This window comes from Streptomyces sp. MCA2 (assembly GCF_023544705.1).
Lineage (GTDB): Bacteria > Actinomycetota > Actinomycetes > Streptomycetales > Streptomycetaceae > Streptomyces > Streptomyces decoyicus.
This window is the reverse complement of the sequence record NZ_JAMJFM010000022.1, coordinates 84305-106516: the sequence shown is the minus strand read 5'-3', so window position 1 is coordinate 106516 and position 22212 is coordinate 84305. Positions and strand designations below refer to the sequence as shown.

The following is a 22212-nucleotide window of genomic DNA, read 5'->3' as shown; positions in this document are numbered from 1 at the left end:
GGGGGCACCGGCCCGACCCGGTCCCGCAGCAGCCTGGACGAGCCGCCCGGGGGCAGCGGCCGGCGTGACTTCCCGGACGGGAGGGCCATCGGCGTGCTGTCCCGTGGTACACGCGAGCCGCACACCCTGAGTCGGGGCGGATCGAAGTAGAAAGTCCGCATGCATGACAGTGACCAGTCGGCAGCCACCGGGCCTGATCCGGTGCTGTGCGACCTGTGCGGAGTAGCCGCCCCTCCTGCCTCACAGCTCTTCAGCCTGGTGCCGGACTCTTCCGTCATCCACCCCTACGATCCGGAGCAGGACGGCCTGCGACGACTCGTGGCCTGCGGCCCCGATCACCTCGGCGAGCTCCGGCAGCAATACCGGCAACGTCCGTACGTCAAGGAAGAGCTCTGGGCCGGCAAAATCGGCCGTGCCCTCGGCTCCCAGCCGGATCTCGACGAAGAAGAGCTGGCCGAGGTGACGGGCCTGAACTTCCTTCAGATCGAGCGCACCCTGACCTGGGAGAGCGAACGCTTCCTGAGCGATCAGACCCCACCGGGCGATCATGAACGGCCAGGAGACACCCCCGGCACGACGGACGACAAAAGCACAGGCTGACGCCGGCCACCGGCCTTCTCACCACGTATACGTCATCGCCGCCACCGGCCACGTGCTCCCACCGACCGTGTGCACCCACCGGCCGCGTGCACCCACCGGCCGCGTGCCCTCACCGGCCGCGTGCGCTCACAGGCACCACCGACCTCGCAAAGCCAGGGCCGGACGGTCGGACCGGGGTGATGCAGGCCTCAGCCCGGACGCCTTGCGGCCTTTTGCGGCCTTTTGCGGCCTTCCGGAATATCGGCGCTATCGACGCTTCCGTCCGGCAACGCCGCTCGCTGCGCGTCCAGTTCAGGGGGCCGAGCATGACGCCCGCACGGACCGGCTCGAAGGTTCAGGGGCCGGCCGAACCGCTCCGTCTCAGTTCGTCCGACGGGACCGGCTGGAGGCGCTTGCGGCACGGGAGGAGGTGGCAGGCATCTCGAACTCGTCCTCCGGGTCGGCTTCGACGTAATTGTCCCCGTAGGCCGGTTCGATGAAGACGTTGGCGTAGTCGGGCTTTGCGGGACGAGGGACATGGGCAGCGACCTCGTTGTGCTGCTGCGGTGCTGAAGGGGACATGAGGTTCCTTGGTGTTTTACGGCTGTAAGCGGTGGTCAGGCTGCGATGGGTGGCTCGGTCGGGCCCACCTCGGCGAGGGTCTGGATGCGGTGCGGGCCGGCCATCACGTCGGGGCCGATGCCGCCCAGATGTCGGCGAGGTGCAGCTTCGCCGACGTGGCCGTGGAGACGATGCTCTCGGGCCCGTCCGGTGGGACGTCGTACCGGGTGTCAGTGTCGGCGAGGGGCTGTGAATCGCTCCAGATCCTCTATTCGATGATCATGTTACGTGATCGGGCTCGGCAAAGCGCGTCAGACGACGCATGGGGTGAGCCCTCCCACGTTCGGATGGGCGGACCGCAGGCCCGGTGCTCTCCGCGCGAGTGACTTCGCGAGGCGTTTCGAGGAGGCGGCCCCGGTGAGCGTAGCGCGGGAGACGCTCGTGGGGCGCATCGGCGGTCAGACTGTTTCCGGTGCCGTGGTAGCAGCGTAGTGCTCGGCGATCTCGTCGCTGGTCGTGAGCCACACCCCCGGGTGGTTGGCGATGTACTCGAGCGCCTGGTCCAGGTACCTGTGCCGGAAGGGCTGGTTGATGACGAACGGGTGCAGGACCAGCGACATCACGCGACCACTGCCCTCCGCATCGGCGTAGAGCTGGTCGAGCTGATCTTTGACGAGCTGGAGGAAGTCCGGGCCGCTCAGGCTCTTGCCGACGAACAGCTGGACGTCGTTGACCTCGATGGAATAGGGCACGCTCAGCATGCCCGGCACGTTCAATCGGTAGGGCTGATCGTCGTTGGCCCAGTCGAGCACGTAGTCCAGGCCCAGCTCGGCGAGCAGCTCGGGCGTGCGGAAGGTCTCGGTGAGCGCCGGGCCCAGCCAGCCGCGCGGCTTGCGTCCGGTCGCCTTCTCGATGGTGCCGATCACCTCGGCCAGGTAGGAGCGCTCCTCTTCGGGGGACATACCGGCCTGGAGGACGGAGTTGTTCTTGCCGTGGGCGGCCCAGACCCAGTCCCGTTCCCGGCCCGCTCGGATGATCTGCGGGTAGCGCTCGGCAACGTCGGAATTGAGCATCACACTTGCGCGCATCCGGTGCCGGTCGAGGCTCTCGATCAGCCGCCAGATGCCCACCCGGGGCCCGTAGTCGCGCCAGCCGTAGTTCAGTGGGTCGGGTGCCAGAGCCTTGGTATCGGGAAAGATGCTCGTCGAGGGGCGGTCGATCCGGTAATGCTCAACGTTCAGCCCGACGTAGAAGGCGATCCGCGCGCCGTTCGGCCAGCGGATCGGTTCGCGCTCGATGATGGGGCTGTAGTCGAAGAGTTGATTGTCCATCAGTTCTCGGTTCACATCTCTCGTGACGGTTGAACACTGCGGTGGGGTAGTGGGGTTGGGCATCGGCGTTCAGCCCTGCGATGGGCCCCTGTGGGATGCGGTGGGGCCCTGCGGGCTGCGGCGCATGTGTATCGTCGAACCCTCACATTGATGAGAATGTCAATGCGGTGATAGGTGAGGTGGGCCATATGCGCATCGGAGAGCTGTCGGACCGCACCGGCACCCCCCGCCGGCTGTTGCGCTACTACGAGGAACAGGGCCTGATCGCCGCCGGTCGCAGCGCCAACGGCTACCGCGACTACGACGAACGCTTCGTCGACCGGGTCCTACAGATCAGAGGGCTGCTCAACGCCGGACTGCCGACGCGCATCATCAAGCAGATCCTGCCCTGCCTCGACAAACCCCGGGCCATCTACTTCCCCGATGCCACACCGGAAATGATCGCCACGCTGACACACGAACGGGACAGGATGACCGACCGCATCCGGTGCCTGACCCGCAACCGTGACGCGATCGGCGAGTACCTCGACGCGGTGCTGGACTACAACCGTGCCGATGCTGAGGTCGCGGCATCCGCAGAGCCGTCATCCGACAGGCTCTAGCAGCCTGGCGCACACCGATCCGGTTCAAGGGAGGCGGGCCCACACTCCGATCGGTGCCGACGAGGCGGAACCGGGCGCCGGGTCGTTAGCGGGACATCAGCCGGGCGTGAGCCAAACGCCAGCGGGCCCGGCCAGGCTGGTGTCACAGCGGGAAAGCGACTTTGCGAGGCCGGCACGATCACACGGGGGAACCTCAACATGCGCGCATCAGGTCGTCCCAGGCGTCCACCGGCACCGGAGACGGCGCTTCCGGTTCCGGCTCGCAGGCCGGCTCCGGCCAGGTGACCACCGTCGGGTCCACTCCGCCGTGAACCTCTTCACCGACGGCGCGGCCACTCACACCTGTGGGCGTCAGCCGGTGCCGTAGTGGTCCGCGACAACGGTTTTTCGGTGGGCATTCAACCCTGCTCGTGCGTCCCGGCACGGCAACACCGGCTTTCTATCGGTTAGTTGGTATACAGGAGCAATGTCACACTTATCCGCACTACACGGAGTGGCCCACCTCCGGCTGCTCGGTCCCGTCGAATATGTTTCGGCTGACGGAACGGCAGGACGGCCCGGAGCGCCGGGGCCACAGGCCGTGCTGGCGGCGCTGGCGCTCCGTGCGGGGACCCTGGTGACGATCGACCAGCTGGTGGACGGTCTGTACGACGATGATCCGCCTGCCTCCGCCCGCCGAGTGATCGTGAACTACGTCCATCGGCTGCGGACATACCTCGACCGTGCGCACGCCGCGGGCGGGGAGGGCGGCGCCGTTGCGGGTGGAGACGGTGGGGCCACGGTGATCGGGACCATGGCGGACGGCTACGTGCTGCGACTGCCGGCCGAGCGTGTCGACGCTCTGCTGTTCGGCCAACTCACGCTGCGGGCCAGGCGTGCGGCCGCGCAGGGCGATGCCGCGTACGCCGCATCCGTCCTGAAGGGGGCACTCGGTATGTGGCAGGGCCCGGCGCTGGCCGGGCTCCCCGGGCCCTACGCACAGGAACAGCGCCGGGCGCTGGCCGAACAGCGGGCCTCGGCGACGGAGCACCACTTGGAGGTGTCGCTGGCGTGCGGGCGGCACGAGGAGGTGGTGCCGGAGATCCTGTGCGCCCTGGAGGCCTATCCGTACCGGGAGCGGCTGCACGGTGCGCTGATGCTGGCCCTGTACCGGTCGGGGCGGAGCGCCGATGCGCTGCTGGCCTACGATCATGCCCGCCAGGTACTCGCGGACGAGATGGGCATCGATACGGGCCCCGCCCTCGACGAGCTGCACGCCGCGGTTCTGGCGGGTGACCGGACTCTGTTGGCGGTTCCTGATACGGCGAGGGTCACTGCCGCCCCGGCCGACGTGCAGGTGCGGCCGGCCGTCCCCGCGCTGGGGGTGCCCGCCCAGTTGCCGGCCGTACCGTGCGACTTCACCGGGCGGCACGAGGAGGTCTGCACGCTGGTCGCCGCGCTCAGCGGGCATGCCGCGCACCCCGTCGCGGTCATCACAGGGATGGGCGGCGTCGGCAAGACCGCACTGGCGCTGCGCACCGCGCATGCGGTCACGGGGTCCTTCCCCGACGGCCAGTTGTACGCCGAACTGCGCGCACCGTGCGGAGCCCCTGGTGACCCGGCCGACGTTCTGGCCGGTTTCCTGACCGCACTGGGCGTGCCGCACGAGCGCCTGCCGGCTTCGGTGAGCGACCGCGCGGCACTGTTCCGCACCCTGCTGTCGGACCGTGCCGTGCTGGTGGTGCTGGACAACGCCGCCGGCGTCGCCCAGGTCGAACCGCTGCTGCCCGGCGCCGACCAGTGCGCGGTACTGGTCACCGCCCGTGAGCTGGCGGCGCTGCCGGCCGCCGTCAAGGTGTCACTGAAGGGCCTCGGACCCCACGATTCCGTGGAGCTGATCGGCAAGGTGGCCGGTATCCGGCGGATCGAGGAGGAGCCGGACGCCGTCGCGGCACTCGCCGCCGCCAGCGGCTATCTGCCGCTGGCGCTGCGGGCGATCGGCGCTCGGCTCGCGCTGCGGCCGTCCTGGCCCGTCGCCACACTGCTGTCCCGGATGTCCGACCAGGCCAGGCTGCTCGGCGAACTGCGGGTGGGTGAGCTGACGGTCGAGGCGGTGTTCGAGCAGTCGTACGCGCAGCTCTCCCCGCAGCGGGCCCGGGCATTTCTGGAATTGTCCCTTCCGCACTGCGTCGAGTTCGGTGTGAAGGGTGCCGCCGCGGTTCTCGAACTGCCGGAGCGGGAGGCGGAGGACGTACTGGAAGCCCTGGTCGACGCGGTACTCCTGGAGACCCGCGCACCGGGCCGTTACCGCTACCACGATCTGGTCGGGGCGTACGCGCGGGCTACGGCCCGAGTGGCGCTGGCCGAGGAGGAGCGCCGCCATGTGATGCGCCGGGCGGCCGACTTCCTGTGTGCCAGTGTCGCCGGAGCGGTCCTGGCGACCCAGCCGCTCGCCGGCCGGCTGACCGCTGAGCTGCGGCCCCGGCGGTCGGCGGGCGAGGACGTGGGGACCGGTCAGGAGGCGATGCGGTGGATACGGGGCGCGCTGCCCACCGTGGCCGCGGTGGCGGAGCAGGTGGCCGGCAGCGGAGACCCGGAGGCGGTGGCACTCGCCGTCGACGGGCTGATGCTGGCCCCCTGCTTCGAGGAGACCGTGCCCCTCGGGACGCTGGCGCCGGCGGCCACCGCTCTGGTGCGGTCCGCGGTGGCGTACTGCGACGAGGACGTGGTGGGCACGGCTCATTACGCGGCCGGGGTGATCCTCAAGAAGCACTCCTCGCTCGACTGCCTCGACCGCTCACGGGCGCACCTGCTGAAGGCGCTGGAGATCTTCGGTGATTCTCCCGCGCCCGCCGAGGGCCACCGGCCCTTCCTGACGGTTCTCTTCACCCATGCGATGCTGGCCCAACTCGATGCCATGCGCGCCGACTTCACCTCGGCCCGCGCCCATGCGGAGCGGTCGGTGGAGATGGCGGTGGTCACCGGCGACCAGGGGCTGGTCACACGGCGGCGCACCCTCCTGCTCCAGATCCGCGCCCAGGACCCCGACGGCAGGAGGGACCTGGCCCGGATCCGCGAGCAGTGCCGGGAGCTGGCCGGTCTGCTGACCTGCGGCAATGACGTGAAGTGGCTGATCCGGGTGATGACGACGGAGGCGGACACCCTGCTGTACGGCGGCCGGCCCGCACAGGCGGCCGCGCTCTACCGCCAGGTGTTGCAACGCACCCGGACCAGCGGCCATGCCAGGAACGAGACCGAGTGCCTGTACCGGCTCGCCGAGGCACTCCTGCTGACCGGCGACACCCATGCCGCCGTCGACCATGCGCGGCAGGCCCTGCAAGGCGCTCAACTCGCCCAGGAACACCTGCTGATGGCGCGCAGCCACCAGGCTCTCGGCAGGTCCCTTCAGGCCGTCCGGGCGGAGCGGGCCGTCCGGGCCGGGCAGGAGGACGGGGAAGCGGCGGATCATCTGGAGAAGGCCGCGGAACTGTACCGGGTTCTCGGTCTCCCTACGGGTTCCGGGGCTGCCGTCGGTCACTGACCTCGTCCCGCCCGGACACCGCTGGGGGTCCGGGCGGGACGCGATCAGCTGCGCTGTGTGTGACCTCACTCCCTGTGCCCGGCCAGCCAGTTGGCCAGCACCGGGCCGATCTGCGCGAGCTGTTCGGGACGGGTCAGCTCGCCGTGCGTGCCACGTACGGGCGTGACGGCGAGCCGGCCCGTCACGTGGGGCCGCCACGCCTGCGGCCGCCGCATGCCCGGGGCCCAGCCCTCGGTGGCCTCGAAGAACAGCACATCACCCCGGAACGAGCGCGGAACGAATCCGCTCTGGAGGCGACTGTTGCGGGCGAACACCCGGACCATGGCCGCCAGGCCCTGTTCCCCGAGCAGGGCGAGCGGGCCGGCCGTGGAGTCCGCCTGGTGCCCGAGGGAGTCGAACAGGGCCTGCCGCAGTTCTTCCGCGTCCTGTGCGTCGTTCCCGTGCGTCCCGGGTCCGCTCTTCTTCGCCCTTCCCTTGCCGTGACCGTCGACGGTCAGGCTCGACGGGTAACTGTCCATCAGTACCAGCGAGTTGACCTTCCGCCCGGCCTCCTGGAGCCGTACCGCCATCTCATGGGCGACCACCCCGCCGAAGGACCAGCCGAGGAGCGAGAGGGGGCCGTCCGGCTGTAGCGACCTGATCTGCGCGAGGTAGGCCTCCACCATCTCCGTCATGCTTTCCGGAGCCGCATCGGGCTCGGTGAGCCCGTGTGCCTGGAGGCCGTACACGGGCTGGTCGGGTGCCAGGTGGCGGAGCAGCCCGGAGTACACCCAGCTGATTCCGGCCGCCGGGTGGACGCAGAAGAGCGGCTCGGGGGGTGTGGCGCCCCGTGTACGGGACGGCGTGGCCGCCCGGCGTACGGAGCGCAGCGGGAGCAGGACGGCGAGGGAGTCGTCGGGCGTGTCCTGGGAGAGCCGGTCGGCGAGTCCGGCGACGGTGGGGGCATCGAACAGGGTCCTGATGCCGAGCTCGGCGCCGAGCACCGACCGCGCCCTGGCGATCAGCCGGGTGGCGAGCATCGAGTGGCCGCCCAGGGCGAAGAAGTCGTCGTCGATGCCCACGTCGGGCGCTCCGAGGACCTCGGCGAACAGCCCGCACAGCAGCTCCTCGCGCACCGTTCGCGGGCCTCGGCGGTGCTCCGCCGTCCCGTCACCCGGTGCCGGCAGCATCCGCCGGTCGAGCTTTCCGCGCGAGGTCAGCGGCAGGGCGTCCAGGAACACGAAGGACGAGGGCACCATGTGGCGGGGCAGTGCCGCCGTGGCGAGGCGGCGCAGCTCCCGGGCGTCCGCCCGGTCCTGCTCCGTGGGAACCACATAGGCGACCAGCTTGCGCTCCCCCGGCCGGTCCTCCCGGACGATCACGGTCACCTGGCGGACCGCGTCGTGTCCGGCGAGCACCGACTCCACCTCGCCGGGTTCGATCCGGAAGCCGCGGACCTTCACCTGGTCGTCGGTGCGGCCCACGTATTCCAGGACACCGTCGGCGCTCCAGCGCGCCAGGTCCCCGGTCCGGTACATGCGCTCCCCCGGCTCTCCGAACGGGCAGGCCACGAACCGCTGTGCCGTCAGCCCCGGCCGGCCCAGGTAGCCGCGGGCCGTCCCCGCTCCGGCCAGATACAGTTCGCCGACCACCCCGGCGGGCAGGGGCCGCAGGCCCGCGTCGAGGACGTACATACGGTTGTTGCCGATCGGCCGGCCGATCAGCGGCCGCTCGTGTTCCGCCGCCGCGCCGAGCGACACGTACACGGTGCACTCCGTCGGGCCGTAGGAGTTGAAGCCCTCGGTCCCGGAAGTGGCGCGGAGTTCGCTCCACAGCGCCTGGTCGACGGCCTCGCCGCCGAGCTCGACGATGCGCGGTTGCGAGGGCTGCCCTGCCGACAGCATGCCCGCCGTCATCAGCTGCCGGCAGTACGTCGGCGAGATCTCCATGTAGTCGATGCCCGCTGCGCCGATGTACTCGACCATCGCCTCCGGGTCGCGGCGGACCTCGTCGTGCACGAGGTGCAGTTCATGGCCGCCCAGCAGCCACAGGACCGGTTCCCAGGAGGAGTCGAAGGTCAGCGGTCCGGTCACCAGGGCACGGAACCGGTGGTCCCCGGCGGCCGCCACCTGAGGCGCGAACACCGCGAAGTGGGCGTGGAACAGGTTGCTGAGATTGCGGTGCTCCACGGCCACCCCCTTCGGCCGGCCCGTCGAACCCGAGGTGTAGATGACGTAGGCGAGATGGTCCGGGCGCAGCGGTACAGGCCGGTCCGCAGGGTGCGGGTCGACCGGCGCGTACCGGCTGAGGGACTGGAGCATGGCGGGGTCGTCGAGGACCAGCACCTCAAGAGAGGGGTCGGCCCCCGGACGGAGCCGGGCCGCGTTCTCCCTGTCGGTCAGCAGGAAGGACGGCGCGGCGTCCGCCAGCATCAGGGCGATCCGCTCCGCGGGGTACTCCACGTCCATGGGCACGTAGCAGCAGCCCGCCTTGAGCGCGGCCAGCAGCGCGACGATGTGCTCGCCGGCCCGTGGGAGCAAGGTGGCCACTCGCTGTTCCGGCCGGATGCCCTGGCTGATCAACAGCCAGGCCAGCCGGTTCGCACGGGCGTTCAGCTCACGGAAGGTCAGGGTGCCGTCGGCGTCGACCACCGCCGTGGCATCGGGGCTGTTCCGTACCTGTTCCTCGAAGATCTCGTGCACCGGCCGGTCGTCCGGCAGCGGAAGAGCGGTGTCGTTCCACCGGGAGAGGATGCGGACCCGCTCCTGCGGGGAGAGCAGTTCCATCGCGCCGATGGGAGTGTCCGGGGCGGCGCCGGCGGTGGTGAGGAGGCGCAGCAGCCGCTGGGTCAGGGCCTCGGCGGTGGCACGTTCGAACAGGTCGGCCGAGTAGTGCAACAGGCCGTCGACACCGCCGGGGCTGCCGTTTGCGCCGTGCCGTTCGGTGAAGGTGAAGTCGAGGTCGAATTTGGTGGGGGCGGTGTCGAGGGGTTGGGGAGTGATGGTGGTGCCGGGGAGGTCAAGGGTGCCTTCGGCGTTGTTCTGGAGGACGAGCATCGTCTGGAAGAGGGGGTGGCGGGCGGCGCTCCGGTCCGGATTCAGCTTCTCCACCAGCTGCTCGAAGGGCAGATCCTGGTGGGCGAACGCCGCCAGGTCGCCTTCCCGGGTCCGGGCGAGCAGCTCACCGAACGACGGATCACCCGAGGTATCCGTCCGCAGCACCAGCGTATTGACGAAGAACCCGACGATATCGTCCAACGCCTGATCCGTCCGGCCCGCCGTCGCCGTACCCAACGGGATGTCCGTACCGGCCCCCAGCCGCGTCAGCAGCGCCGCCAACCCCGCCTGAAGCACCATGAACAACGTCGCACCACGCTCACGCGCCAGCGACTCAAGACGCCCATGGAGGCCGGCGGGCAGCTCGAAGCGTATGAGGCCGCCGGAGTGGGTGGGCTGGGACGGACGGGGCCGGTCGGTGGGGAGAACGAGTTCCTGTGGAAGATCCCCCAGGGCCCCGGCCCAGAATTCGGCCTGCTCCTTGCCCACGTCCGCCAGCAGCTCACGCTGCCACAGCGTGTAATCCGCGTACTGGACCGCCAGTGCCTCCCACACAGGAGCACTGCCGGTGAGGCGGGCGTGATAAGCCATGGACAAGTCATGTAGGAGAGGCACCAGCGACCAGCCGTCGCTGGCGATGTGGTGCAACGTCAACAGCAGTACATGCTCATCGGGTGCGGCCGTGAACAGCGTGACCCGTAGGGGAAGTTCCTCGGCGAGGTCGAAGGGTGTGAAGGCCGCGGCGTGGAAGCGGGCGGAGATCTCGTCGGCGGGGCACGGCACCACGGTGACCTCGACGGCGGCCTCGTCGGGGGCGAGCAACTGCTGGCGCGGTTCGCCGTCGTGCGCGGGGAAGACCGTGCGCAGCGCCTCATGGCGCCCGACCACGTCGTTGACAGCGGACTGGAGGGCGTCCACGTCCACCGGGCCCCGCAGGTGGAAGGCGAACGGCGCGTTATAGGTCGGGCTCTGCTCCAGACGGTCCAGGAACCACAGCCGCTGCTGCGCGAACGACAGCGGCACCACCGCCGGCCGCGCCCGCGCCGTGACCGCCGGCCGGGCCGCGGCCCCCTCGGCCAGCAGTTCCGCCAGCCCCGCGGCCGTCGGGGACCCGAAGAACTCCCTGACGCCCAGCTCCACGCCCAGCACCGAACGGATCCGGCTCAGCAGTCGAGTGGCCAGCAGCGAATGGCCGCCCAGGGCGAAGAAGTTGTCCGCCACCCCCACCGTCGGCACACCCAACACCTGGGCGAACAGCTGACACAGCACCTCCTCCCGCGCCGACCGCGGACCACGCTCGCCCCTCCCGGCCCGTCCGGGGCCGTCCCCGGCCGTCGCACCGGCACCCGCGGCACCGTCAGGGTCGGACGCGCGGCGGGCGGGGAGACGATGCCCGGCCGTCCGGTCCAGCAATGCCCGCTCCTGTGCCCGTGACGCGAAGATCTCCAGCGAACCGATGGCGGTGTCCGGCGCGTCCGCTGCGGCGCCGAGAACGCGGATGAGGAGGCCGGTCAGGGTCTCCGCGGTGGTGCGGTCGAACAGATCGGTGGCGAACTGGAGGATGCCGGACATGCCCAGGGGGCGTTCGTCGGCGTCCCGCTCCTCCGTGAAGCTCCAGCCGAGGTCGAATTTGGAGGGGGCGGTGTCGAGGGGTTGGGGGGTGATGGTGGTGCCGGGGAAGTCGAGAGTGCCCTCGGCATTGTTCTGGAGGACGAGCATGGTCTGGAAGAGGGGATGCCGGGCGCTGCTCCGGTCCGGATTCAGCCTCTCCACCAGCTGCTCGAAGGGCAGATCCTGGTGGGCGAACGCCGCCAGGTCGCCTTCCCGGGTCCGGGCGAGCAGCTCACCGAACGACGGATCACCCGAGGTATCCGTCCGCAGCACCAGCGTATTGACGAAGAACCCGACGATATCGTCCAACGCCTGATCCGTCCGGCCCGCCGTCGCCGTACCCAACGGGATGTCCGTACCGGCCCCCAGCCGCGTCAGCAGCGCCGCCAACCCCGCCTGAAGCACCATGAACAACGTCGCACCACGCTCACGCGCCAGCGACTCAAGACGCCCATGGAGGCCGGCGGGCAGCTCGAAGCGTATGAGGCCGCCGGAGTGGGTGGGCTGCGGGGGACGCGGCCGGTCGGTCGGAAGCGCCAGCTCCTGCGGAAGGTCCTGGAGCGCCTCGGCCCAGAAATCCGCCTGCTGCCCACCCACCTCCGCCAGAAGCTCACGCTGCCACAGCGTGTAATCCGCGTACTGGACCGCCAGCGCCTCCCACGTCGGCGCGGTTCCGGTGCGGCGGGCGCGATAGGCGGCCGACAGATCGCGCAGCAATGGAGCTTCCGACCAGCCGTCGCTGGCGATGTGATGCAACGTCAACAGCAGTACGTGCTCATCGGGTGCGACCGTGAACAGCGAGACGCGCAAGGGCAGTTCGACCGCCAGGTCGAAGGGGGCGAACGCCGCGTCATGGAAGAGGGCGGCCAGCTCCTCGGCGGCACACGGCACCGCCGCCACCTTCACCGTCGCGTGCTCCGGTGCCAGGATGTCCTGGAAAGGCTCGTCGTCGCGGACGGGGAAGACCGTGCGCAGCGCCTCATGGCGCCCGACCACGTCGTTGACGGCGGACTGGAGGGCGTCCACGTCCACCGGGCCCCGCACCCGGAAGGCGAACGGTGCGTGGTAGGTCGGGCTTCGTTCGAGACGGTCCAGGAACCACAGCCGCCGCTGCGCGAACGACAGCGGCACCACCGCCGGCCGCGCCCGCGCCGTCACCGCCGGCCGGGCCGCGGCCCCCTCGGCGAGCAGATCCGCCAGCCCCGCCACGGTCGGCGAACCGAACAGCTCGCGGACGCCCAGCTCCACACCCAGCACCGAACGGATCCGGCTCAGGAGCTGGGCGGCCCTCAGCGAATGGCCGCCCAGGGCGAAGAAGTTGTCCGCCACCCCCACCGTCGGCACACCCAGCACCTGGGCGAACAGCTGACACAGCACCTCCTCCCGAGCCGTCCGCGGGCCACGCTCGCCCCTCCCGGCCCGTCCGGGGCCGTCCCCGGACGGGATTGTGGCGTCGGTCTGCTCCGCGACCGCGGGGCTCTGCGCTTGCGTCATGGTGCTCCTTCCTTGGAGACGGAGAGGGGTCAGTTGCCGGCGGCGGGCTGCGGCGACAGATCGCGCCAGTGCTCCTCGATGTGGTCGAGGCAGGCCTGATATCCGTCGGCGCCCCGGGTCACCGTCCAGCCCTGCGGAGGTGCCAGGTGCGACGGCCAGAGGGAGTGCTGGTGGTGCTGGTTGACCAGGACGAGATAGGTGCCGTCGACGTCTTCGAAGGGGTGCGTGTGCGTCACGGGGAATGTCCTTTCAGGTGGCATGGAGCGGTGTGGGGCGGAGCGGGGCGCGCGAGGGGCCATGACGGAGGAGCGGACGGGTCCCGTCCGGCGGGCTCAGACTGCGACGTGTGATGCCGGTGCGGTGAGCGGTGCGATGCGGGTCGGCAGCTGCCGCCAGATCTCCGGGGTGTAGAAGTGCCCGCCGGGCAGCACATCGTGGCGGTACGCACCGCGTGCGACCCGGCGCCACTGGTTTCCGGCGTCCGGCTCGATGACGTCGTCGTCCGTCGCGGAGAGCATCTGGACGGGCAGGCCCACCGTGGTCCCCGGCCGGCACCGGAACGTGTCACGGACCCGGATGTCCGCACGCATCAGCTCCACGGCCATCTCCTGGAGTCCCGGGTCCGCAAGGACGTGTTCGGGCATCAGGCCGTTGGTGCGCATCCAGTCCAGCAGCTCGCCGTCGGTGTCCTGGCGCGCCGGGAACATGTCCCGTGGAGTCAGTCCGCGGTCGGGTGCGTTGCACGAGGAGACGACCAGCGCCTCCGGTGCCGGGCCGGCCGCATCCTCGATCCGCGCCGCGACGTCGAAGGCCATCCATCCGCCCATGCTGTGGCCGAACAGGACGTACGGCCCGTCGGCCGCGGAGAGCACGGCGGCGGTGGCGTCCGCGGCGAGTTCCTCCCAGTCGGCCGCGTACGGCTCCAGGAAGCGCCCCTCCCGGCCGGGGTAGCAGATGGCGGACAGGGCCACCTCGGCGGGCAGGCTGTCGCTCCAGGAGTGGTACGGCCCGGTGCCGCCGCCGCAGAAGCCCAGGCAGACGAGCGTGCGCACGGTGTGGTGGTCCGGTGGTTTGATCGGGATGACGGTGGTGTCCTGAGGTCCGGCCATCGTGGCCCTCTCCCTGTCTGTGTGGAGGCTCGGTGGTGTCTCTTCGGCGTCTCTGTGACGTCTGTGGGGTGACGGATCGCGGTGTCCGCGCAGGCGACGCGGTGACACGGTGGCGCGCGGTGTTCGCGGCGGCGCGCGGTGTTCGCGGTGGCCGCCGGAGGATGCCGGCCCGTCAGCGGCCGGCGCGCAGGCTCCCGACGTGCCGCGCCAGATCCCTCAGCCGCGGATGGCGGTAGACCTCACGGGCCGACATGGCGACCCCCAGCTGCTTCTTCAGCCGGGCCACGACACGCAGGGCGATCAGCGAATGGCCACCCATGGCGAAGAAGTCGTCGTCGGCCCGGATGTGCTCACGGCCGAGGACCTCGGACCATACGGCCGCGATCAGCGTCTCGGCCTCGCCCTCCGGAGCGCTGTCCGGGGTCGCCGAGGCCGGTTCGGGCGCGGGCAGGGCGGCGAGATCGACCTTGCCGTTCACGGTCAGCGGCATCGCGTCGAGTGCGAGGTAGGCGGTCGGGAGCATGAACTGCGGCAGCACGGCGGCCAGATGCGCGCGGAGCGTCCCGGGAGTGGCGGTGCCGGTGGCAGGCGTGTCGCCCGCGGCACCTGTCGCCGCAACGTAGTACGCGGCGAGCTGTTCACCGGCGGCTGTGTCCCTGTGCAGCGTGACCACGGCGGCCGCCACGCCCGGATGCGTTGTCAGCGCGGCCTCGATGTCGCCCAACTCCACCCGGTATCCGCGGAGTTTGACCTGACGGTCGCTGCGTCCCCGGTATTCCAGGGAGTTGTCGGGGCGCCGTCGCACCAGGTCTCCCGTGCGGTACATCCGCGTGCCGTCGGCGGCGAACGGGTCGGCGACGAACCGCTTGGCGGTGAGCGCGGGCCGGTTCACGTAACCGACGGCCAGCTGCCGTCCGGCGAGGTAGAGCTCGCCCTCCTCGCCGAACGGCACCGGCCGCAGCGCGGCGTCGAGGACGTGGGACCGTATTCCCGGCAGGGGACGTCCGATGTGCGGAGCGGAGTCCTCGATCCAGGAAGCGGTGGCGTCCACCGTGCACTCGGTGGGGCCGTAGAGATTGACCGCTTCGAGACGCCGGGCGTCGTGTGCGGCCGCCAGCTCCCGCCAGGTACCCTCCGGCACCGGCTCGCCGCCCATGAACAGCCGGAGCGGTCGTCCCTCGGTGGAGCGTACGAGCAGGTCGTCGCGGAGCAACGGCCAGTGCGACGGGGTCAGGTCGAGGTCGTGCACCCCGTGCTCGTCCAGGACCGCCCGCAGCAGGGCCGGGTCGGTGCGTTCCTCCTCCCCCAGGACGACCACGGTGTCGCCCCGGCACACCCGTGCCCACTGCTGGACCGAGGCGTCGAAGGAGACGCTGGCGTTCCAGGCGACGACCCGGTGCCGCTGGTCGTAGAGGCCCGCCTCCTCCAGCCCGGCGACCAGTGCCGCCACCGCGCCCCGGGTGGTTTCGACGCCCTTCGGTACGCCCGTGGAGCCGGAGGTGTAGATGACGTACGCCGGGGCCTGAGCGGAGACCGGTACGGGCGGCGCCGGAGTGTGCTCCGGGGCCTCCGGAGGGGGCACGACCGGAACGGGGCGGACACCTTCCGGCCACACCGGCGCGTCGCTTCCGCCGGTCAGCACCACGTCGATGCCCGCGTCGCGGACCATCGCATGCAGGCGTTCCTGTGGATATGCGGGGTCGAGCGGTACGTAAGCGGCGCCGGTCCGCCAGACGGCGAGCAGCGCGACGACGAGGTCGGTGCCCCGGGGCAGGCTGATCCCGATCCGCCGGCCGGGCGCGGCCCCGTGGCCGGCCAGCACTCCCGCCAACCGGGCGGTGTGCCGGTCGAGTTCGGCGAAGGTGAGCGCACCGTGATGGCTGACCGCGATCCGGTCCGGGGTCGCCGCGACGGCCTGCTGGAAGCGGGTCAGCAGATCGACGGCGTGGCCCGGTGCGGTGCGACGGGGGTCTTCGAGGAGTTCGGTCATGCTGCCCGCTCCTCTCCCGGGGCGGGCGGCACGGTGGGCCGGCAGCCCGCGAGGGCGACGGGTTCGCCCATCGCGACGACGATGCGGCGGTCGCCGCGGAAGGGGTCGCGGCCATGGGTGGCCAGCACGTTGTCGACGAGCAGCACATCGCCCGGCTGCCAGGTCTCGCGCACCGTCGCGCCCTCGTAGGCGGCGTTGATGGTGTCGAGTTCGCCGCGCGTCAGCGGCACGCCGTCGCCGAGGCCGGTCTCGAAGGGCAGCCCGTCCGGCCCGAATTCGTCGAGCAGTGCCTCCCGGATCTCCTCGTCCAGCGACCAGGAGTTCCAGAAGGCCATGTGGTTGAACCAGACCTCCTCCCCCGTCTGCGGATGCCGGATGATCCCGGGCCGCAGTTGCCGCGTACGCAGTCCGTCCGAGGCGTCCCATGCGCAGGAGATGAGATTGTCCGCGCAGTACTTCTCGGCCTGCTCCCGGGTGTCGGCGGCGAACGCGGTGCGCCAGTCCAGGGAGATGTGCTCGGAGTAGTTGCGGGTCAGCAACCAGCCGGCCGAGCGCATCCGCTCGACGAGCGGGGAGGGTATCCGGCGGAGCACTTCGCGGCAGTCGGCGACCGGTGTCGCGCCGCCCTCCTCCGGCGCCGTCAGACAGGAGAACAGCAGCAGACCGGGGAAAGTCAGTGTGTAGCTGTTCTCGTTGTGCATACGGATCGGCTGGTTGGGCGGGAGATCGGTGGAGGAGTAGACGTCGTTCCCGTAGCTGCTGCGGGGGGTGGCCTTCTCACGGTAGGGAGTGCGGCGGGGCACCAGGACGTCGCGTACCTTCGCGAAGTCCTCGACGTCACGGACCGGGAGGCCCCGCAGGTACACCGCACCGTGCCGGTGCAGTGCCGTGCGCAGCTCCGCGTGGACCGAAGTCAGCCACTCACCTGCCTCGGCGGCGTCGGCGAACCGGGGGACGTGTGCCATCGCCGGCTTACCGGGTTCGAGGGTCCAGGCGGGGGGTCCCGCGGTGGTGGACCGGGAAGAGCTCATGGTTGTGCGCTGCCTCTCGTGTCGTTGTTGACGGATGTCCTCGGACGCTGATCGGGGGAGGTCACCCCCATCCGGTGTCGTTCCGGATCTCGGACGGGCGGGGCATGTTCTGCGCGGGGCCGGAGAGCGGGAACATGGAATTCCTTTCACGTCATGCGGAAGGGGCGGACGGTTCCGCGGGGGCATCGGTGCGGTACGCCGAATCGGCGCCGGAGTCGGCTCGGTTCACCGGACGCGGCACGGTCCGTCCCGCGTCCTGCGCACAGGACGTGCTGCCGAAATGCGCTGCGGAATTGCTCCGGACCCGGGTGCCGGTCGCAATTTCCGGCCGTGCCGACGCGTTTCACGTTGTCATCGGGAAAGGCATGCACCAAGAGCGTTCGGGGAGGGTGTTCATGCCTGTCGCATAAAGGAGAGGGGACAAAAGGGGCATCCGTGGTGGTGGGTCCGCGGCGGCCGGCGCCCGTCGACGCGGCATCGACGAGCCCGAACGGACACGGCCGAGGGGCACGGACGAGGGGCACCGCCGTCGTCCGGTCAGCTCGGTTCGGCCTCGCCGGTGGGCAGGTCGCGGCGGGAGCGGATCGGGGACCACAAAAGGATCAACGCGGCCAGCGGCATGCCTGCGGTCAGCAGCCACATCGTCGGCCGCACCCCCAACAGCGTGCCGAGGCCACCGGCGAGGAGCGCGCCCAGCGGCAGGGTTCCGTAGTTGAGGAACGCCGAGCAGGCAGTCACCCGGCCGAGCACACCGGAGGGGCAATACCCCTGGATGAAGCCTGCCTTGATGATGTTTCCCGCCACCACGCCGAGCGCGGCAGCACCGTAGCCGACGACGAAGAACGCCAGTCCGGCGCCGTCACGGGTGAGCGCCATCAGCGGGGCGAGGGCGGGCACACCCAGCTCGAACAGCAGCAGGGCCCGAGCGGTGCCGAGCCGGGCCGCACTCCGGCGCACCAGCAGCGCGCCCAGGACGCCCCCTGCGCCGCCGAGGCCCACCAGCGCCCCCACCGCGCCGGAGGACAGCCCGATGTCCCGCACCAGGAAGACGACGAGCAGGGCCTGGCAGCCCCCCAGGGCGAGGTTCGAGGTGGCTCCGAAGAGGGTGAGGCTGCGCAGATACGGATCGTGGGCGACCAGCCGCACCCCCTCCCGTACGTCCCCGAGCAGCGGCGCGCGGCGCCTTGACCGGGAGGCCGCTGCCGGCGGCTCGCGGTGCCGGATGCGGCCTATGCACAGGAAGGAGACCAGGAAGGTCGCCGCGTTCGTCAGCATGCCGTCGACCGCCCCGGCGGCCTGTGCGATCAGGCCGCCGGACCCCATACCGGCGATCTGCGCCGCGGCGGCGCTTCCGTGCAGCTTCGCGTTGCCCTCGGCCTGGTCCGGGGCGCTGAGCAGGGTGGGGAGGTAGGCGGTGTACGCGGTCTGGAAGAAGACGGCTGCCGAGCCCACCAGCAGGGCGACCAGCAGCAGCTGACCGATGCCGAGCACACCGAACCATGCGGCAACCGGCACGCTCAGGAACAGTGCGCACGAGACGGCGTCGCAGACCAGCATGACCGTGCGGCGGCGCAGCCGGTCCACCCAGACTCCGGCGGGCAGCCCGATGACGAGCCAGGGCAGCCAGGTCGCGGCGTTGAGCAGGCTCACCGCGAAGGTTCCGGCGTGCAGCACGGAGACGGCGGCCAGCGGCAGCAGCACACCCGTGACGGACACGCCGAACTTGCCCGCGGTCTCCCCGTACCACAGCTGCCGGAAGTCCCGGTGACGGCGTAACAGTCCGCCGCCCGCGCGGAACGCCGCCCGGTGCCCGGTCTTCACCGGCACGGGGAGGCGCCCGTCTGCTCCATGTTGACTGACTGTTGATCAAGCATGTCTAGCGTGCCTTCCGATCGGGGGATATCTCTGATGGGGCTGAGGGATGATGAATACGTCAGAACCACTGGGACGAATTGAGCTGAGCGAGGAAGCGGCGCGCGTATTCGGCTACGCCGCCCAGCGCGCCGTATGCGGCATCGAGGAACTCACCGCCGTGGGACTCGACAGTGCGGACGCGGAACGAGCGGTGAAGGAACTCGTGGAAATGCGATTACTCTGCCGCGCCGAAGGAGCGGCCGGCCGGTTGACCGTGGTGCCGCCCCGGACCGCCGCGGACCGGTTGCTGCGTCCCTTGGAGCGCCATGTGCGGGAACGCCATGAGGAGATCGAGCGGCTCCGCGAGACGTTCGCCTCGCTGCTCCCTGCCTACGAGTCGGGGCGGGCGCGTCGTTCGGACGCCGAGCCGATCGAGCTGCTCACCGACCTGAGGACCGTCCAGGAGACCATCGAGGAGTTGACGATCGGCGCCCGGCAGGAGGTGCTCACCGCCCAGCCGGGCGGTGCCCGTTCCGCCCGCGCGCTCCATGAGGCGGATGAGCGGGACCGGCGGATGCTCACGCGCGGCGTCCAGATGCGCACCCTCTACCAGCATCCTGCCCGCTACGACCAGCCGACGGTCGACCACGTCCGGCGCGTGATGAACCTCGGAGCGGAGGTGCGGACGCGGACCGACGGCCTGTGCCGGCTGCTGGTCTTCGACCACCGCGTGGCCCTGCTGGGGCTGCGGGACGACCCGGAGGCGGCCCTGCTGGTGCGCGAGCCGCATGTCGTGCACTACATACGGGTGTTCTTCGACTGTCTGTGGCGCGATGCCTCGCTCTTCCCGGTCAGTTTCGACTCGGCCGCTGCCGTCCGGATCTCCGGCGAGATCCAGGAGTCGATCGTCGCCATGCTGTCGGAGGGGCTGGAGGACAAGTCGATCGCGCGGCGCCTGGGGATGTCCGTACGCAGCTGTCAGCGCCACGCCTCGGAAATCATGAAGGCGGTCGGCGCGAAGAGCCGGTTCCAGGCCGGGTATGCGCTCGGGCGGCTGCACGCCGCCGCGCGGGACCGGGAGTGAGCCGGGGGTCGCCCGCACGTCACCGGAGCCGGCCCAGGGCTCGTACGGGGAGGCCAGGATCCACACCGGCCAGTTCGCGTACGAGCCCGCCGAGGCCCTCGGCGTGCCGGGCTGCTTCCTCCGCCGTGTAGTTGGCCGGGTTCGCTTCCACGCACACGCTGGTGCCGGCGTGCTCGGAGTGCACGTCGAAGTACAGGCCGAGGTCCGGGATGGGCCCGGTGACCAGTGTGCGTACCACGCCGGTGGCCGGCCCGAAGCGCAGATCGCGGTCGAAGTTGACGATATTGACCACCGGTCCGACGCTGTGGTGCTCCGGCGCCGCGGCGAGCGTGCGCCGGAACTCCTCGTAGCGGTAACGGTGGTGGCGCAGCGCCTGCCCGATCTGACGGCCCGTCCGCCGGAAGGTGTCGGTCACCGACCGCTCCGGCTCCACGGGCACCCGGAACGGCAGGAGGTTCGCCATCGGGGCGACGACATTGCGGAGCAGGCGGGTGGGCCGGCTCGTCGCGGAACAGCCGAAGGTCACCTCGTCGGCGCCGGTGACCTGCCACAGATAGAGGGCGGCGGCGGTGATCAGGAAGCGCGCGGTGGACACCTCCAGCCGCTCGCTCCGGGCTTGGACTGCGTCGACCACCTGCCTTGGCAGATGGTGGCTGTACTGCAAGGTGACGGGTGCGGGCGGAGCGTCCGCCCGGAGCCGGCCGGTGGCCGGCCAGTCGAGGGCGACCTTCTCCCAGAAATCCCGGTCGGCCGCATACAGCCGGCCGGCCCGGTAGGCACGGTCGTGCTCGACGGCGGCCGTGACCGGCGCGAAGGGGTTGGGTTCGCAGGGGGCACCGGTGTACATCGCGTGGTAGAGGGCCGCGGTCCTGCGGGCGACGGCGGCGGTTCCATGGCCGTCCGTGATGATGTGGTGGAAACGGCGGTACCAGAAGTGGCGGTCCCCCGATACCTTGATCAGGGCACCGGCCAGCAGAGAACCACAGGTCAGGTCGACCGGACGGGCCATCTCGGCGCGCATCCAGGCCACCGCTTCCGCGTCGGGGTCGGGCCGCTCACTCATGTCGAGGACCTCGAAGGACCATTCCGCGGGCGCCAGTTCCTGGTAGGGCGTGCCGTCAGTGGCGACGAGGAACCGTGCGCCGAGCGATCCCGCTTCGTCCACGGCGGTGCGGGCGGCGGCTTCTAGGAGCGTCGCGTCGACGGCGCCGGTGATTTCGTAGTAGTCACCCACGTTGTAGACCGGACTGCCCGGTTCGAGCACCTGCGATATCCAGATCTCCAGTTGCCCCGCGGTCAAAGGGGATTGCACGTTTCCGCTCCAGAGGTCTCGGGAACCGTTGTCCGCCCAGACTGGCAGCCGCGCCGGGCACCGCACAGGCCGTGCCGGGGGTGGTGTCTGCGCCAGTCGTGGACCCGAGGGGGCGTGGACCCGAGGGGGCGTGGACCCGAGGGGGCGTGGACCCGAGGGGGCGTGGACCCGAGGGGGCGTGGCGCCTCCCGCTCCGCGCCCCGAGAAACACGGGCGCATACTCGGGTGGTGAACATCGAGGACGCGGAACACGCTCGGCGCTGGTTGGCAACGCAAGGGGTGACCCAGGTCGGCAACGAGGTATGGGCCGAGCACGGAGCGCCTGAGATCTCACTGACACCGAACGAGGTGGCACACACCTGGACAAGTGCAGCGCTGCACGACCCCGACCTCGATGCGGCCGCCCGGCTGCGCCTCGCCTTCGGCCTTCTGGACTTGCTGGACGAGTACTGGGTGACGACTGAGATCGGCTTCGCGCTCAAGGACGAAGAAGAACAGGACCCGCTGCCGGCCGAGGCGTTCTGGGGCGGCTACCGGCAACGGTTGGAGGCTGCCGAGGAGCCCGAGGCGGTGACCTACTCGCTCTGGGTCGACTGGTTCGAGGACCGGGCCACGGCGGAAGCCGCCTTCGCCGAGGTGCTGGGCAACGACTTCGCGGAGCTGTCTGCCCGTTCTCTGCTCTCCGAAGCAGCCGAGGGCCCGCTGTGCCGCCGTGCTCAGCGCGTTCTCGCAGCCTCCGGCCCCGTGCCCTGGCCGGTCAAACACGCTGCCTACCGAACGGCGGCAACGGTCCCTGCGCTCCACACCGCGCTGTTCCAGGGCATCCTGCACAGCTACCATGATCTTTACGGAGATCTCGAACCCCGTGCGGCACTTGCTCTGTTGCGGCGGCTGGACCTTCCGCCGGGCACCGAACACCTCTCCGCGCTCTGCGCGGTTCTGGAGGCGGGCCACACGAACCACTACCTCGCCCCGAAAGCCTGGCAGTCCGGGCCCGGGCCCGTACAGCGGCTGATGCGAAGGTTCCGCCGGATGGTCGCGCCCGGGACGCGCTGACCGAGTTTGCGTGCGGTCGGCGCGCGTCCTGGAGGCAACGTCG

At 70.6% G+C, this 22212-nt stretch carries 14 protein-coding genes; 5 read left to right on the top strand and 9 right to left on the bottom strand.

The annotated features are described in order from the left end of the window. The first annotated feature begins 159 nt into the window (after window positions 1–159). Entirely contained in the window at window positions 160–600 is a 441-nt protein-coding gene (locus M8I34_RS19785; protein ID WP_250050759.1) for a hypothetical protein, read from the top strand. A gap of 360 nt (window positions 601–960) precedes the next feature. Here M8I34_RS19785 and M8I34_RS19780 read toward each other — a convergent pair whose 3' ends face one another. Together M8I34_RS19780 and M8I34_RS19775 are read right to left on the bottom strand one after the other, a co-directional pair. After that, complete coding sequence (locus M8I34_RS19780) at window positions 961–1161, bottom strand: hypothetical protein (protein WP_250050758.1); 201 nt, start codon at window positions 1159–1161, stop codon at window positions 961–963. Window positions 1162–1598: 437 nt separating this feature from the next. Further along, entirely contained in the window at window positions 1599–2471 is an 873-nt protein-coding gene (locus tag M8I34_RS19775; RefSeq protein ID WP_250050757.1) for a polysaccharide deacetylase family protein, read from the bottom strand. Window positions 2472–2659: 188 nt separating this feature from the next. On the opposite strand from M8I34_RS19775, the gene M8I34_RS19770 reads away from it, so the two are divergent. Together M8I34_RS19770 and M8I34_RS19765 are read left to right on the top strand one after the other, a co-directional pair. Beyond that, entirely contained in the window at window positions 2660–3073 is a 414-nt protein-coding gene (locus tag M8I34_RS19770; protein ID WP_250050756.1) for a MerR family transcriptional regulator, read from the top strand. A 616-nt stretch (window positions 3074–3689) separates the two neighbouring features. Beyond that, window positions 3690–6593, top strand: coding sequence for a BTAD domain-containing putative transcriptional regulator (locus M8I34_RS19765; protein WP_250050755.1), 2904 nt, complete (start codon window positions 3690–3692; stop codon window positions 6591–6593). A 65-nt stretch (window positions 6594–6658) separates the two neighbouring features. Here M8I34_RS19765 and M8I34_RS19760 read toward each other — a convergent pair whose 3' ends face one another. The 6 genes from M8I34_RS19760 to M8I34_RS19735 form a co-directional block, all read right to left on the bottom strand. Next, window positions 6659–12733, bottom strand: coding sequence for a non-ribosomal peptide synthetase (locus tag M8I34_RS19760; RefSeq protein WP_250050754.1), 6075 nt, complete (start codon window positions 12731–12733; stop codon window positions 6659–6661). Between the two features lie 29 nt (window positions 12734–12762). Further along, window positions 12763–12969 (bottom strand): MbtH family protein, encoded by a 207-nt coding sequence (locus M8I34_RS19755; RefSeq protein WP_234341304.1) that lies wholly within the window; start codon window positions 12967–12969, stop codon window positions 12763–12765. Window positions 12970–13065: 96 nt separating this feature from the next. Beyond that, window positions 13066–13842, bottom strand: coding sequence for a thioesterase II family protein (locus tag M8I34_RS19750; protein ID WP_250050753.1), 777 nt, complete (start codon window positions 13840–13842; stop codon window positions 13066–13068). A 172-nt stretch (window positions 13843–14014) separates the two neighbouring features. Continuing rightward, a complete protein-coding gene (locus M8I34_RS19745; RefSeq protein ID WP_250050752.1) occupies window positions 14015–15832 on the bottom strand; it encodes a non-ribosomal peptide synthetase in 1818 nt (605 codons plus the stop codon). Next, entirely contained in the window at window positions 15829–16863 is a 1035-nt protein-coding gene (locus M8I34_RS19740; RefSeq protein ID WP_250050751.1) for a TauD/TfdA family dioxygenase, read from the bottom strand. Before M8I34_RS19740 ends, M8I34_RS19745 begins: the two co-directional genes overlap by 4 nt. 537 nt (window positions 16864–17400) lie before the next feature. After that, the gene (locus M8I34_RS19735; RefSeq protein WP_250050750.1) at window positions 17401–18690 is read right to left on the bottom strand and encodes an MFS transporter; all 1290 of its coding nucleotides are present in this window, start codon (window positions 18688–18690) and stop codon (window positions 17401–17403) included. 94 nt (window positions 18691–18784) lie between these two features. On the opposite strand from M8I34_RS19735, the gene M8I34_RS19730 reads away from it, so the two are divergent. After that, window positions 18785–19801 (top strand): LuxR family transcriptional regulator, encoded by a 1017-nt coding sequence (locus tag M8I34_RS19730; RefSeq protein WP_250050749.1) that lies wholly within the window; start codon window positions 18785–18787, stop codon window positions 19799–19801. A 19-nt stretch (window positions 19802–19820) separates the two neighbouring features. Here M8I34_RS19730 and M8I34_RS19725 read toward each other — a convergent pair whose 3' ends face one another. Next, a complete protein-coding gene (locus M8I34_RS19725) occupies window positions 19821–21113 on the bottom strand; it encodes a condensation domain-containing protein (RefSeq protein WP_250050748.1) in 1293 nt (430 codons plus the stop codon). A gap of 228 nt (window positions 21114–21341) precedes the next feature. Between M8I34_RS19725 and M8I34_RS19720 the strand changes: the two genes are divergently transcribed. Continuing rightward, a complete protein-coding gene (locus tag M8I34_RS19720; RefSeq protein WP_250050747.1) occupies window positions 21342–22169 on the top strand; it encodes a hypothetical protein in 828 nt (275 codons plus the stop codon). Window positions 22170–22212 lie beyond the last annotated feature (43 nt).

Coding starts and splice junctions, on each gene's coding strand:
- M8I34_RS19730 (WP_250050749.1), top strand. CDS start 18,785: ATGATGAATACGTCAGAACCACTGGGACGAATTGAGCTGAGCGAGGAA.
- M8I34_RS19740 (WP_250050751.1), bottom strand. CDS start 16,863: ATGAGCTCTTCCCGGTCCACCACCGCGGGACCCCCCGCCTGGACCCTC.
- M8I34_RS19745 (WP_250050752.1), bottom strand. CDS start 15,832: ATGACCGAACTCCTCGAAGACCCCCGTCGCACCGCACCGGGCCACGCC.
- M8I34_RS19780 (WP_250050758.1), bottom strand. CDS start 1,161: ATGTCCCCTTCAGCACCGCAGCAGCACAACGAGGTCGCTGCCCATGTC.
- M8I34_RS19760 (WP_250050754.1), bottom strand. CDS start 12,733: ATGACGCAAGCGCAGAGCCCCGCGGTCGCGGAGCAGACCGACGCCACA.
- M8I34_RS19770 (WP_250050756.1), top strand. CDS start 2,660: ATGCGCATCGGAGAGCTGTCGGACCGCACCGGCACCCCCCGCCGGCTG.
- M8I34_RS19785 (WP_250050759.1), top strand. CDS start 160: ATGCATGACAGTGACCAGTCGGCAGCCACCGGGCCTGATCCGGTGCTG.
- M8I34_RS19750 (WP_250050753.1), bottom strand. CDS start 13,842: ATGGCCGGACCTCAGGACACCACCGTCATCCCGATCAAACCACCGGAC.
- M8I34_RS19775 (WP_250050757.1), bottom strand. CDS start 2,471: ATGGACAATCAACTCTTCGACTACAGCCCCATCATCGAGCGCGAACCG.